General features: G+C 68.9%; 11 protein-coding genes. 6 read left to right on the top strand and 5 right to left on the bottom strand.

All coding sequences use genetic code 11. The features are described from left to right. Positions 1-5: 5 nt before the first annotated feature. Together OHT57_RS22650 and OHT57_RS22645 are read right to left on the bottom strand one after the other, a co-directional pair. Complete coding sequence (locus OHT57_RS22650) at positions 6-242, bottom strand: DUF7683 domain-containing protein (protein WP_328748309.1); 237 nt, start codon at positions 240-242, stop codon at positions 6-8. After that, entirely contained in the window at positions 239-3,778 is a 3,540-nt protein-coding gene (locus OHT57_RS22645; RefSeq protein WP_328748308.1) for a colicin E3/pyocin S6 family cytotoxin, read from the bottom strand. Before OHT57_RS22645 ends, OHT57_RS22650 begins: the two co-directional genes overlap by 4 nt. A 423-nt stretch (positions 3,779-4,201) precedes the next feature. Here OHT57_RS22645 and OHT57_RS22640 point away from each other — a divergent pair, with 423 nt between their 5' ends. From OHT57_RS22640 to OHT57_RS22625, 4 genes are all read left to right on the top strand, one after another. After that, a complete protein-coding gene (locus OHT57_RS22640) occupies positions 4,202-4,633 on the top strand; it encodes a hypothetical protein (protein WP_328748307.1) in 432 nt (143 codons plus the stop codon). A gap of 83 nt (positions 4,634-4,716) precedes the next feature. Further along, positions 4,717-6,255 (top strand): trypsin-like serine protease, encoded by a 1,539-nt coding sequence (locus tag OHT57_RS22635; RefSeq protein WP_328748306.1) that lies wholly within the window; start codon positions 4,717-4,719, stop codon positions 6,253-6,255. Positions 6,256-6,362: 107 nt separating this feature from the next. Further along, complete coding sequence (locus OHT57_RS22630; RefSeq protein ID WP_328748305.1) at positions 6,363-7,214, top strand: DUF5707 domain-containing protein; 852 nt, start codon at positions 6,363-6,365, stop codon at positions 7,212-7,214. A gap of 144 nt (positions 7,215-7,358) precedes the next feature. Beyond that, positions 7,359-8,162: a hypothetical protein gene (locus OHT57_RS22625; protein WP_328748304.1), complete on the top strand. Its 804-nt coding sequence runs from the start codon at positions 7,359-7,361 to the stop codon at positions 8,160-8,162. 94 nt (positions 8,163-8,256) lie between these two features. On the opposite strand, the gene OHT57_RS22620 is transcribed toward OHT57_RS22625, so the two are convergent. Both OHT57_RS22620 and OHT57_RS22615 read right to left on the bottom strand, forming a co-directional pair. Beyond that, positions 8,257-10,650 carry a cation-translocating P-type ATPase gene (locus tag OHT57_RS22620; RefSeq protein WP_328748303.1) on the bottom strand — a complete coding sequence of 798 codons (2,394 nt, stop codon included), beginning with the start codon at positions 10,648-10,650 and terminating at the stop codon, positions 8,257-8,259. A 112-nt stretch (positions 10,651-10,762) separates the two neighbouring features. After that, the gene (locus OHT57_RS22615; protein ID WP_328748302.1) at positions 10,763-11,047 is read right to left on the bottom strand and encodes a DUF2530 domain-containing protein; all 285 of its coding nucleotides are present in this window, start codon (positions 11,045-11,047) and stop codon (positions 10,763-10,765) included. A 112-nt stretch (positions 11,048-11,159) separates the two neighbouring features. On the opposite strand from OHT57_RS22615, the gene OHT57_RS22610 reads away from it, so the two are divergent. Beyond that, positions 11,160-12,554 (top strand): NCS2 family permease, encoded by a 1,395-nt coding sequence (locus tag OHT57_RS22610; RefSeq protein ID WP_328748301.1) that lies wholly within the window; start codon positions 11,160-11,162, stop codon positions 12,552-12,554. Positions 12,555-12,561: 7 nt separating this feature from the next. Here OHT57_RS22610 and OHT57_RS22605 read toward each other — a convergent pair whose 3' ends face one another. Beyond that, complete coding sequence (locus OHT57_RS22605; RefSeq protein WP_328748300.1) at positions 12,562-12,750, bottom strand: ribbon-helix-helix protein, CopG family; 189 nt, start codon at positions 12,748-12,750, stop codon at positions 12,562-12,564. A gap of 145 nt (positions 12,751-12,895) precedes the next feature. Between OHT57_RS22605 and OHT57_RS22600 the strand changes: the two genes are divergently transcribed. Beyond that, the gene (locus OHT57_RS22600; protein WP_328748299.1) at positions 12,896-13,333 is read left to right on the top strand and encodes a MarR family winged helix-turn-helix transcriptional regulator; all 438 of its coding nucleotides are present in this window, start codon (positions 12,896-12,898) and stop codon (positions 13,331-13,333) included. Positions 13,334-13,409: the final 76 nt, after the last annotated feature.

The following is a 13,409-nucleotide window of genomic DNA, read 5'->3' as shown; positions in this document are numbered from 1 at the left end:
TTCTGTCAGTCCGCCTCGGTCTCGAGGAAGTACTCGTACTTCCCCAGGTCGAGCGTCATGCCGGTCAGCTGTTCCACACGCTCGGCGTGCTCCTTCGTCAGCGGATACACATCCGTCAGCTGCTCCGGCGCCATGCCCAGGAGTTCTCCCCAGGCCTCCGCGCCAACGGCGGTGGCATCGGTCGAGGAGAGCGGTTGGTCACCGTCCTTGGGATAGCAGGTGACTAGGTAGTACACCGTCACGGCTTTACCTTCCGGGTCGGATCGGCGGGCTTGGTCTGGGCTCCAGTATTAGGGTCGAACTCCCCGAGGTGCTTGCCGCGCTTGTTGTACTTCTCGACCGCGCCGTGCTGGGAGTCCCATTCGTAGATCTCCCCCTTGGGGTCCTTCCACCGCTTACGGAGGCCGCCACCACCCTGCACGGGCGTCTTGGCCTTGGCAATCGTGGCTTTGGGAAACCCTGGCAGGCCCTTCGGCGCCTGCACCGGACCGGTCTGCACTTTCTGCACGGCGTTGCTCTTGCTCTGCGCCTCGCGCAGCGCTTGCCCCAGGCCGTCGTTGAAGCGGCCGATCCCGTCGGCGCTGGTGAACCCGCCCCCGACGACCAGGGTCGTGCTCGCGGCGATAGCCGGAGCGCCGGCGAGACAGCCGATGCCGGTGATGCACAGCGCACCTCCGGCGATGTCGCCGGATACGCCGACGCCCATCATCAGTACACCAGTGCCTGTCTCGGCAAGCCCGGCCCAGAGGTCCGGGTTGGTCAGGATGGCCTCGCCGTAGATGAGGACCGTATCGGCCTTGTCCTCAAGCCAGTCCGGAATCCAACCGTCGTCCTCCTCCGGTGGGCCCTCCGGGTCCGGGGCATTGCGCCAGGCATCCTCCGTCTTGCGGAACTCGGCCTCCTCCTGCAGCTGCTTCGAGACCGCCGTCTGGAAGGCCTCCAGCATGGCCTTGCCGGCCGCCGCGGAGTCCTTGCCCGCGGCCGTCGCCGACGCCCGCGCTTCACGGGCCGCACTCCACGCCTCGTCGGCGGAGCCCTGGGCCCAGTTCGCGGAGCCCTGCGCCTCGGCGGCCGAGGAGATGGCCCGTGCCGCTGCCGCGTGGGCGTCGGCCTCCGCGGCGCGCGCGGTGCGGGCCGAGACCGCGGCGTTCGCTGCAGACGTCTCCGCTTCCTTGGCCGACTTGGCGGCGTCGTCGGCGTATCCCTTGGCTGCCTTCGCCGATGCGTCGGCTTGCTTGGAGTACTCCGCGGCCTCGGCAGCCGCCTTGCGGGCTGTAGCGGCGACCTTGCCCGCCTCCGCCGCGTTTTTCTGCGCGGTGGCGGCCACCGAAGCAGCCTCGGAGATCATCTGCTGCAGCAGGGCAACATGGCTGGCGGCGAGCTGGTCCTTGCGCTGCGCCTGGTACTGACCCCGCTGGATGAACGCGTGCAGCAGCGGGGCGGGGCCCTCCAGCGCGATCCGGGCGGCTGCCTTGACCTCGGAGCCCCCGCTGTCGATGAGCTGCGCCGCCCGCACCCGCTCGTCCTCCGTACGGGCTGTGTCCTGCCCGTCGGTGACGAAGGTGCGGTACTTGTCCACGGAGCCGGAGCTCAGCGCCGTGCGCCCCGAGCTCTGGACGCTGGGGCCACCGGTGGAGATCACCTTGGAGATGTAGACGCGCAGGTCGTCCGCCATAGCCTCGTACTGACCGCTCTTCAGGAAGGAGCTGATCCTGGCGGTGTCGCCGCCCAGTGCCTGCTCGGCCCCGCTGCGGACGGTGGACGCCGGGGACTCCAGGGCGAGCGTCTCCACCCGGGACCGCTCGTCCTCCTGTGTGGCCTCGACCCGGCCGGAACGCAGGTACGACACCACGTCGGCGGTGTCACCGGAGAGCGCCTCACCGGCCGCCGTACGGCTCCAGGGGCCGCGGGTCTTCAGGGTGCGCAATGCGACGTCACGGCCCTCGGTGGCCAGCTTCGACTCATCCACGTCCGGTGCGGAGGCAGCGGTGCTCAGGCGCCGTGCATCTGCCTCCAAACTGGCGGAGGCCTGAGCCCCCCGGTCCTCGGCCGCCTGCCGCCGCTCTTCCTGAGCCTTGAGCTGCCGGGCTCGTGCGACGGTCTCGTTCGTACGGGCGGTCAGCTCCTCGGCCTCGATCTGACGAGCCAGCGTGAACACCGACTTGGCCCTGGCCACGGCCGAGCTCGAGGTGTCCGCCGCCTCCTTGGCGGCCTTCGCGTGAGCGGTCGCCTCGGTCGCCGCCTTTCCGGCCTCCACGGCGTGGTCGGCCGCTTCGTTGGCCGCCTTGGCCGCGTTCTCCGCGTGAGTGGCGGCAGAGTTGGCCGCGTCGCGGGCCTCGTTCGCGGCAATGGCCGCCTTACGGGCCAAACTCTCAGCGGCATTGGCGGCACGAGTGGCCTCGGCCGCCTGAGCGCGTGCAGCGGCGGCTGCGGCACTGGCCTCGGCGGAACTCACACCGGCCTGGTCCGCGTAACGGCTGGCGTCGGTCGCGGCGTCCGCGGCGGCGTTGGCGTTGCTGCCGGCGCTGGTCGCGGCCCGCGCCGCGTCTCCAGCCGCGGTCGCGGCGATACCGGCCTGGTTGGCGGCGTCCGCCGCGAGTCGAGCGCCCTTGGCTGCGGCATTGGCTTCGTCGGCGGCCTTGCGGGCCGCGCTCGCCTTGCCGTGGTCCGCGGCGGCGTCGGCGGCCGCCCCACGAGCCCGGCTGGCGGCCTGGGCGGCCCCTGCCGCGGCGGACGCGGCCTGGGTCGCGGCGGATGCGGCGGTACGGGCCGAGTTGTTGGCGGCGCGCGCCGCTTCGATGGCCTGCTGGGCTGCCCGCGCCGCCTGGTTGGCGGCGGTGGCCGCACGGGACGCAGCGGACGCGGCCCGTACCGAGTCCTTGCGGGCGGCCTCCGTTTCGGCTGCGGCCTTCTGCGCCGCCTCCTTTGCCAGAGCCGAGGCCGCGACGGCCCGCGCGGAGGCGTCCTTGGCCGCCTCCGTCTCCGCACGCGCCTGGCGTCCGGCTTCCTTCGCCTGGGCGGCGAGTTGGGCGATTGTGGCGCGTTCCTGGTCCCGTGATCGGGCCACGTACTGGCCGACCTGGAGGAACTCACGGATGTCTGCGGTGGTCCCCTCCAGGGCGACCCGGCCCGCGGCCCGGACGTTGGCTCCGCCCGTGCTCACGATCTGCACGAGCTGGACGCGCTCGTCCTGCTCACGCTCGGTGTACTGGCCGTCGTTGAGGAAGTCGGCCATGTCGTTGGGCGCGCCTGCCAGCGCAGCGCGGCCGGCCTCCTGCACGCCAGGTCCGCCCGCGTCGACGATCTGGGCGATGCGGACGCGCTGGTCCTGTTCCAGCGGTGCCTTCCAACCGTCCTTCAGGAAGGTGTTCAGGTCCCCCTGGCTGCCGGTCAGCGCCTTGCGGGCGGCTTCCTGGAGGCCGCGCCCGCCGAGGCCCGCGATCTGCGCGGTCTGCACACGGTCGTCCTGGTATGCCGTCTCGGTCGCGACATCGATCAGGAAATGCCGCACCTCGTCGTCGCCACTGGTCAGGGCTACTTCCGCGGCGGCGCGCAGGCCGGGCCCGCCGGCCTTCCACAGCTCCAGCACGCGGCCGCGCTCTGAGTACGCGCCGCTCGCCGTGCCGCCATCGTCGGCGGGGGAATCGGTGGACGCCACCACCGGAGCGGCGCCGAGCAGTCCCATGGCGATCGCCAGGGGCAACGCACCCAGCACGGTCCCGTGCAGCAGGCGTTTTGATATTCCGGTGGCATCGAACTGGTCAGTTCTTCGATTCACTGGGTACCCGTCTGTAATCTGCGACGACTCTCAAAATGCGAGTCGCCGAATGGTCGACGGGTAAGCATAGCTGCCATTCGTCGAGCCGAAAGAGGTATTTCCAAGACTGGGCGATATCGGGCAATGCGGATGAACTGAATGTGTATTGACGTTGACCTCCACTATGCATATGCTGGGCCTTAACTTTGCTTCGGACGTGCCCGGCCTGACCAGCTGAGGATCATCCGGACTTGCATCTTCAGGGGGTAGAACGGGGACCCGGTGCGCTTGTGCGTGACCGGCTCATCAGGGTGTACTAGCAGCTGCGGACGGCTGCGACTCAGTCATGCGTATTTTCGAAGGGAATTCTCGGTGCCTTTTCGTGCCCGAAATCTCATTGCTTCCGGAATCGTGGTCACGTGTGCCACGCTCGCCGGTATTTCTGTGGCTTCCGCCGATGACCCGCCGCAATCTCAGGGGGACTCGAATCCGCCCTTCGCGGTCGAGGACTACGGATACCCCGGGGCCGATCAAATCCTGGCCGAAAAGGGAATCAAGCTGAAGAAGGGCGACGGGCGTGTACTGCTGGCCGACTGCGATGCGGCCGCCCAGCAGATTCGGGTCCTGACCCGCAGGGACGACTCCGCCAACCGGGCGGGCACCTACTGCTTCACGGCGCTCGGGAAGAGCGGCCGCCTCACCCTCGAACTTTCCCAGGTCTTCGCCGTGGAGGCCGCGGACCACCCGATCAGTGCCGACCTGACCGCGGCAGGCAAGACCACCACGGTCGCCGTGCCCCAAGGAGGGTTCGAGTCCGTCGGCGAGGCGGCCGGAGGCGCTCCCTCCGTGCTCGTCGAGCTCCGGGTCACGGGCTGACCGCCGGACCCATGCGCCCCACAGCCAACAACACTCCGGGATTCGAGGGAAACGTGAAAGACGCCCGTCCGCGCGGAACGCGCATGATGTGGGCTGCCGGACTCGCGGTCGCCGGTCTGACGACCGGTCTGTTCGCCGCCGCCCCGGCACAGTCCGTCGTAGGCGACCAGATCGCTGACGACGGCGATCAGTACACGGTCAAGGTCCATGTCGCCGGCGGCACCGACAACGAACGCGCCTGCTCCGGCACTCTGGTCGACCCCCAGTGGGTCCTCACCGCCGCAAGCTGCTTCGCCCCCGATCCCCAGCAGGCGACCACGCTCGCCAAGGGCGTACCGCCCCTTCCCGCCGTGGTGACCGCCGACGGCAACAAGCCGACGGCCACCGCGCAGCGCGACCAGAAGGTCCAGGAGATCGTCCCCTACGCCGGTCGCGACCTGGTCCTGGCGCGCTTCAACCCGGTCTCCGCCGACAACGCGCTGGGCGGCCCCTTCCCTGACATCGCGGCCGCCCAGGTCAGCGAGGCCGCACCGGCCCAGGGCGACCCGCTCAGAACGGTCGGCTACGGCCGGACCAAGCTGGCATGGACCCCTGAACGCGCCCACGTCGGCACCTTCAACGTGGACCTCGTGAATCCGACGACCCTCGCCATCTCGCCCGCCGCCGCCGGGGCTGCCCTGTGCAAGGGCGACGCCGGCGGGCCCGTGCTCAACGGCTCCGGCCGGGTCATAGGCGTGGTCAGCGCCTCCTGGGACGGCGGTTGCCTCAACTCCCGTGAGAGCCGTACCGGTGCCGTCGCCACTCGCGTCGACGACATCGCGGACTGGGTCCAGCAGGTCCGGCTGAGCTCCCGGCAGAAGCAGATCACCGACGTCATGACGGCGGCCGACTTCGACGGGGACGGCCGTACGGACATCGCCTCACTCATGAAAACCGGCTCCGCACAGGTGTTCCACGGCAGGGCGGACGGCACGCTCCAGTTCGGCAGCTATCTGACCGCTGTCGGACGCAGCACCCAGAAGCGGCTCGTCGCAGGGGACTTCGACAAGACCCGAGGTCCCGAACTGATCTCGGTCGACGACGAGGGCACCTTCGTCCTGTACGGCCAGCGTGTCTGGCCGCTGGGCCGCTACGACCGGTCCGTGCTGTGGTCCGACGCCGGGTGGAAGGACGGCCTGCCCGTCGCCGCCCTGCGTACCGGTACCGCTGCACGCGACACCCTGCTCTTCCAGTGGCCCGACGGATCCCTCTACACCTACAAGCGGGACGCGAACGGCGAGCTGGTCAACCAGAAGAAGTCGATGTGGCCGGACAAGACGTGGAAAAAGAAGCTCATCGCCACGGCCGACTTCACCGGTGACGGGCGCGACGATATCGCCGCGGTCGCCGCAGACGGGGCGCTCCACCTCTACCCGGGCAAGACCGACGGTACCTTCGACAAGGCCCGCTCGATGTGGCCCGACAAGACCTGGGGCGGCATGCGTGTCGTGCTCGGCGGTGACTTCAACGGCGACGGCCAGGGCGATCTCGCCGGTGTGACGACAGCGGGCGACCTGCGTCTGTACGCGGGTGACGGGAAGGGCGCGCTCGCCGTCGGCAAGACCATGTGGCCGAAGGTCTGACCAAGGGCTCGCAAAAAATCAGCCCCGTTTTCCTGCAACGCTTCACCCCGGGTACGCATCTGACCCCACGAGCCGTCAGGCTCCACGACCAGTCCCTGGGGGAACACATGCGCATCCGCACCGCCGTGGCCGCCGTCTCCGGCGGCCTAGTCCTCTCCGCCCTCGCCGTCCCGGCCGCGCAGGCCGACGGCGGGGGCATCCACCAGCCCAGTGCCGCGGAGCGTTTCGGCGTCTCCAGAGCGGCTGTGAGGGCCGCCGCTGACGAAGAACTGCCGGTCGTCTCGAATGTCAAGGTCAACGGCGGCAAGAGCATCGTGGCCGGTACGACGGGCATCAAGACCTACACCGTGTCGCTGACCGCCAGTCACTCCGGCGGTATCCAGGACGCGTACATCGACCTGTGGCATGGCAAGGACCGTTCCCACATCGACGGGGTGCTCGCTCCGAACGAGCAGACGGCCACGTGCACCGCGGTCAGTGCCACGACCTCGAACTGCAAGCTGACCATCACGGTCGACGCGGGCAGGGAGTTCTACATGAACACGCTGGCCGGCACCTGGCACGTGGCGGCCGCCGCGCTCGCCGCCGACGAGGCCGGCAGCGTCTATTGGAACAACTTCTACGGCACCCACCGGGTCCAGCGCCTGTCGAAGCTCACCGCCAACGCCGCCCCCGAGCCGGTGAAGAAGGGCAAGACCATCACGGTCACCGGCAAGCTGACGCGCGCCAACTGGGAGAGCCGGACGTACGCCGGGTACTCGACCCAGCCGGTGAAGCTGCAGTTCCGCAAGAAGGACTCCAGCACCTACACCACCGTGAAGACGGTCAAGACCAACACCAAGGGCGACCTGAAGACCACGCTCAAGGCCACGGTCGACGGCTACTTCCGCTGGAGCTACGCGGGCACCTCCACCACCCCGGCGGTCAACGCCGCGGGTGACTTCGTCGACGTCAAGTAGGTCGTCGCACAGATCAACGGGAAGTAAAGCGTTGCGCATGTGCGGTCAAAAATACGCCCCACGCGTACAACCAGTCCCATGAGTCGCGAGTCTTCTCCCTGAGTCATCAGACTCCGAGAACTTCTCTCCTCATGGGGATCGCACATGCGCATACGCGCCCTCGTCCTCGCCGCCTCCGGCGCCGTGGCCCTCTCCGCCCTCGCCGTGCCGTCCGCCCAGGCCGCCACGGCCGGGCCCGCCGTCACCTTCTCGGCGCTCAAGGTGAACGCCGGCAAGAACATCGTGGTCGGCCCGACGGCGACCGTCACGGTCTCGGCGACGTACACCGTGACCAAGCCCGCGAGCCTGAGCGCGAGCTCCTTCCAGACCGGGCCGGTCCTCTACCGCGGTGCCACCCTCGGCACCACCTCCGACGACATCCTCTTCGGCGACGACGAGGGCACCTGCACGGCGTCCTCCTCGACGGTCCTGAAGTGCTCGGCCAAGATCCAGTTCCGCCCGAAGGGCTCCGACGAGACCAGTGACCTGGTCAGCAGCGAGGCGGGCAGCTGGAAGCTGGGCGCGCTCGCGGTCAACGTGTCCGACGAGGCGCTGACCTGGCAGGGCAACCTCGGCACCGCCAAGCTCCAGCGCAAGGCCACCCTCACCACCGACGCCTCCCCGGAGCCGGTGAAGAAGGGCAAGACGATCACCGTCACGGGCAAGCTGTCCCGCGCCAACTGGGACACCAACAAGAACGCGGGCTACTCGACCCAGCCGGTCAAGCTCCAGTTCAAGAAGAGCGGCTCCACCACCTGGAGCACCCTGAAGACCATCAAGACGAGCACCACGGGCGCGCTGAAGACCACGGTCAAGGCCACCGCGGACGGCTCCTTCCGTTACGTCTTCGCGGGCACGACCACGACGTCGCCGGTCAACTCGGCGGCGGACTACATCGACGTCCGGTAAATCCGCGCCCCATAGGGGCGCGGGGAACTGCGCGCCAAGCCACGACGGCGCCGCGGACAACACACAACGGACGCATTCCGGCTGAAGCCCAGCGCTAAGCGGAACCGCGGCGGTCGACCCACCTCCACAGGAGTTCGAGGGCGGCCGCCGCCACCACCGAGATCCCCACCGCGATCCACGGCATCGTCGCCCCGACCAGCTTCAGCGCGAAGAAGTCCTGGAGCCCCGGCACCACCAGGACCACCACGAAGGCCAGGCCCATCGCCGCGACGAGGGCGATCCGCCACCAGGTGTAGGGGCGGGCGACGATGGCCAGGACCCACATCGAGATCAGGAACAGCGTGAGCGTCGCCGCACTGGTCTCTGCGTCCAACGCGCCCTTGCCCGTGTAGTGGTGACGGGCGATCAGATACGTCACGAAGGTCGCGACCGCCGCCACGACCCCGCTGGGGATCGAGTACCGCATCACCCGCCGCACGAAGTGCGGTTGCGCGCGTTCCCCGTTGGGCGCGAGGGCCAGGAAGAAGGCCGGGACGCCGATCGTCAGCGTCGACAGCAGGGTCAGATGCCGGGGCAGGAAGGGGTATTCGACCTGCCAGCACACCACGAGGACGGCGAGCAGCACCGAGTACACGGTCTTCACCAGGAACAGCGTGGCGACCCGGGTGATGTTCCCGATCACCCGCCGCCCCTCCGCGACCACCGACGGCAGGGTCGCGAAACTGTTGTCCAGCAGCACGATCTGCGCGACCGCCCGGGTGGCCTCCGAGCCGGAGCCCATGGACACCCCGATGTCGGCGTCCTTCAGGGCGAGCACGTCGTTCACCCCGTCACCGGTCATCGCGACCGTGTGCCCCTGCGACTGGAGCGCGCCCACCATGTCCCGCTTCTGCTGCGGGGTGACCCGCCCGAACACCGTGCCCTCGTCGAGGGACTTCGCCATCTCCTGTTGATCCTCGGGCAGTTGGCGTGCGTCGACGGTCGTACCCGTCAGCCCGAGCTTGGCGGCGACCGCCCCGACCGACACCGCGTTGTCCCCGGAGATGACCTTGGCGCGGACGTCCTGTTCGGCGAAGTACCGAAGGGTGTCGGCCGCGTCGGGGCGCAGCCGCTGTTCCAGTACGACCAGGGCGGTCGGCTGTGCTCCCCGGGCCACCTCGGGATCGTCGAGGTCCCGGCCGGCCCGGGCCAGCAACAGCACCCTGAGGCCCTGCTCGTTGAGCCGCCCGGTCTCGGCGAGAGCGGGATCCTCCTCGTCGAGCAGCACGTCCGGCGCCCCCAGCAGCCATGTGCCGACCTCGCCGTCGCCCTCGCTGAAGGAGGCGCCGCTGTACTTGCGGGCGGAGGAGAACGGCAGCGACTCGGTGCAGCGCCACTCCTCGACGTCCGGGTAGACGTCGATGATCGCCTGCAGCGAGGCGTTCGGCCGCGGGTCGGACTCGCCCAGGGCGCCCAGCACCTTGTGCACGTACGACGCGTCGGCCCCCTGGAGCGGCCTGACCTCGGTGACGTCCATGCCGCCCTCGGTGAGGGTGCCGGTCTTGTCGAGGCAGACCGTGTCGACGCGGGCGAGGCCCTCGATGGCCGGGAGTTCCTGGACGAGGACCTGTTTCCGGCCAAGCCGGATGACCCCTATGGCGAAGGCGACGGAGGTCAGCAGCACCAGCCCCTCCGGGACCATCGGCACGATCCCGCCGACCGTGCGCGCGATGGACTCCTTGAGGTCGTTGTCCTTGACGAACAACTGGCTGATGACCAGGCCGATCGCGGTCGGGACCATCATCCACGTCACGTACTTGAGGATCGTGGAGATGCCGGAGCGCAGCTCGGAGTGGACCAGCGTGAACCGGGAGGCCTCCTCGGCGAGTTGGACGGCGTAGGCCTCGCGGCCGACCTTGGTCGCCTTGAAGGCGCCGCCGCCCGCGACCACGAAACTCCCGGACATCACCTGGTCGCCGGGCCGTTTCACCACCGGGTCGGCCTCACCGGTGAGCAGGGACTCGTCGATCTCCAGGCCGTCGGCCTCGACGACCACCCCGTCGACCACGGCCTTGTCGCCTGGCCCGATCTCGATGAGGTCGTCGAGGACGATCTCCGAGGTGCTGACCTCGGTCGCGGCCCCGTCCCGCCGTACCGTCGGTCTGGCCTCCCCGATCACCGCGAGCGAGTCGAGGGTCTTCTTCGCCCGCCACTCCTGGATGATGCCGATCCCGGTGTTGGCGAGGATGACGTACCCGAAGAGGCTGTCCTGGAAGGGTGCGACGAACAGCATGACCAGCCAGAGCACACCGATGATCGCGTTGAACCGGGTGAAGACGTTCGCCCGGACGATCTCCGCCATGGACCGGCTGCTGCGCACCGGCACGTCGTTGACCTGACCCCGCGCCACCCGTTCGGCGACCTCGGCCGTGGTGAGCCCGGTCACCGGCCTCGGGATGACCGTGGGGTGCACAGGGTCGAGTTCGGTGCCCGGGTCGGTGTGCGTCATGCATTCGACGGTACGTGCGGTTTTACGGCTTCACCCGCCGAGTGACCGGAAGTTCCGACCTGGGGAGGAGACGGACGCGGGCGGGTGATGCCCTGGTATTAGGGGCTGCTCGTCACTCGGCATCAGGGTCGGCCGGCGTCTCCGACGCGGCCGCCCTCTTGATCGCCGCGTCCCGCTTGCGCACGAACCAGGTGCCGTACAGCCCCAGCACGCCTCCGGCCAGGCAGGTCCACACCCACCAGGTGCGGTCGTGGTCCTCGAACCAGCCGTAGAAGGGGAGCTGCACGAGGAAGAGGGCGAACCACAGGACGGTGCCGCCTGTGATCGTCGCGACGACCGGGCCCTCCAGGGGCTCCGGTGCCTCGTGCTTGGGGGTTCCCGAGAAAAACGCGGCCATGGGGACAGCTTACGAGGTGATCACATCTACGCGCGGAGATCGCCACCATCCGACTGATACGTTCATACTGAACCGGTCTACACCTGTCCGCTTCTGCTCGTAGGAACATCCAATGCCGACCGCCCTCGACCGCTACTTCAAGATCTCCGAGCGGGGCAGCACCCTGCCACGGGAGATCCGGGGCGGCTTCGCCACGTTCTTCGCGATGGCCTACATCATCGTGCTGAACCCCATCATCCTCGGCAGCGCCCAGGACATGTACGGCCACCACCTGGACAACGGGCAGCTGGTCACCGCGACCGCCGTGACGGCGGCCTTCACCACGCTCCTCATGGGCGTCGTCGGCAACGTCCCGATCGCGCTGGCCGCGGGGCTCGGCGTGAACTCGGTCGTCGCGCTCCAGCTCGCGCCCCGGATGGCCTGGCCGGACGCGATGGGCATGGTGGTCCTCGCGGGCCTCATCGTGATGCTGCTGGTCGCCACCGGCCTGCGTGAGCGCGTCATGAACGCGGTGCCCTTCGGCCTGCGCAAGGCGATCTCCATCGGCATCGGCCTGTTCATCATGCTGATCGGGCTCGTGGACTCGGGCTTCGTCTCGCGTATCCCGGACGTCGCCCACACCACCGTCCCGGTCCAGCTCGGCGGCGACGGTCACCTCACCGGCTGGCCCGTCCTCGTCTTCATCCTCGGCGCCCTGCTCACCCTCGCGCTGATCGTCCGCAAGGTCTCCGGCGCGATCCTGATCTCGATCGTCACGATGACGGTCCTCGCGGTGGTCATCAACGCCGTCGCCACGGTCCCGTCCTGGGGCCTGACGACCCCGAAGTGGCCCGGCAACCCGGTCGCCACCCCCGACTTCGGCCTGCTCGGCAAGGTCAGCCTCTTCGGCGGCTTCGACAAGGTCGGCGTGCTGACCGGCATCCTCTTCGTCTTCACGGTCCTGCTGTCGTGCTTCTTCGACGCGATGGGCACGATCATGGGCGTCTCCGACGAGGCCGGGCTGACCGACGCCCAGGGTCAGATGCCCGGCATCAACAAGGTCCTCTTCGTTGACGGCCTCGCGGTCGCCGCGGGCGGCGCGAGCTCCTCGTCCGCCACCACGGCCTTCGTGGAGTCCACGGCCGGCGTCGGCGAGGGCGCCCGGACCGGCTTCGCGAACGTCGTCACCGGCGGTCTCTTCACGATCGCGCTGTTCCTCACGCCGGTCGCCACCATGGTCCCGTCCCAGGCGGCGACGCCGGCCCTGCTCGCGGTGGGCTTCCTGATCCTGGCCGGTTCGGTCAAGGAGATCGACTGGGCCGATCACACGATCGCGATCCCGGCCTTCATCACCATGGTGATGATGCCGTTCACCTACTCGATCACCAACGGCATCGGCATGGGCTTCATCACCTTCGTGATCCTGCGCCTGGCGGCCGGCCGGGGCCGGGAGGTTCCGGCGCCGATGTACGTCGTCGCGGCGGTGTTCGGCTTCTACTACCTGATGCCGGCGCTGGGTCTCACGTGAGCCGCGCTCACGTCACCCCGTAGAACTTCTCCGTCTCGTCGACGGCGGTCTGGAACCGCTCGTCGAAGTCGTCTCGAACGAGCGTCCGGAGCACATAGTCCTGGACGCTCATCCCCCTTTTCGCCGCATGGTCCCGGAGCCGGTCGAGCAGCTCCCCGTCTATCCGCAGGCTGAGCACGCTGGTCCCCATGAACACGAGGGTCGCCGCCGAGGGGGAGCGCCGTTCACGTTCCGCTGCCGACTCACTCGTACGGGTGAAGATCGGGTTTCAGTGGCCTGGGTCACGGGAATCCTCGCGCACTCCAGCTTGTTTAGCGAGAGTAATGAGTTATGCTAAAGAGATGCCTGACCTGACCCATGGCGACGACGCTGCCGCCGTGAACTCCCTGCGATCAGCCGTGATGCGACTCTCCCGTCGGCTCAAGCACCAGCGCGTCGACGAGTCGCTGAGCCCCACCGAGATGTCGGTGCTGGGCACCCTCTCCATCTGCGGCAAGGCCACCCCGGGCGAACTCGCCCGCAAGGAGCACGTCCAGCCGCCGTCGATGACCCGCATCGTGGCGCTCCTTGAGGCCAAGGGACTGGTCCGGCTGGAGCCGCATCCCGAGGACCGGCGCCAGAAGGTCGTCACCAAGACCGAGCAGGCCGAGGCCATGCTCGCGGAGAGCCGCACCAAGCGGAACGTCTTCCTGGCCGCCCTGGTCGACAACCTCGACGAGGACGAGTGGGCGAAACTGCGCGCCGCCGCCCCCGTCCTGGAGAAACTCGCACACCTGTAAGCCGCACCAAGGAGGCGAACGCCGTTGAGTACGGGTCCCGGAACACACTCCGCCCCCGCACCGACCCCTACTACCC

The organism is Streptomyces sp. NBC_00285 (genome assembly GCF_036174265.1).
In the GTDB taxonomy this organism is placed as follows: domain Bacteria; phylum Actinomycetota; class Actinomycetes; order Streptomycetales; family Streptomycetaceae; genus Streptomyces.
Note: the sequence above shows the minus strand (reverse complement) of the source record. Positions and strands in the feature narration are given on the sequence as shown.